This is a genomic window from Ekhidna sp. ABH4_415 (assembly GCF_056161305.1).
This window is the reverse complement of the sequence record NZ_JBSWYW010000042.1, coordinates 1-223: the sequence shown is the minus strand read 5'-3', so window position 1 is coordinate 223 and position 223 is coordinate 1. Positions and strand designations below refer to the sequence as shown.

Annotated in this window: 1 protein-coding gene; it reads right to left on the bottom strand. The window is 41.3% G+C overall.

Annotated features, from left to right (window positions below; all coding sequences use genetic code 11):
- Positions 1 to 223: hypothetical protein (locus tag ACXAH9_RS17235; protein WP_474896093.1), on the bottom strand; the 223-nt coding region annotated here is incomplete at both ends.

Genomic DNA, 223 nt, shown 5'->3' with positions numbered 1-223 from the left:
CCTACTATTTCTTCCACTGCGGTCATGGATTTAATATGAGGGCTCTGTAAGGCAGCAGTTTTGAAATTTTCATAATGATTTCCCATGGGTGACTGGATCACTGGTACCATTGCAATATTTTCATCATCAAAACCGGCATCCTTGTTCTGCAGGAAGTTCAGTTGACTTAGGACAATCAGCGTACCGATAATTAGCATGATAGAGATGGCAAACTGTGAGGTAA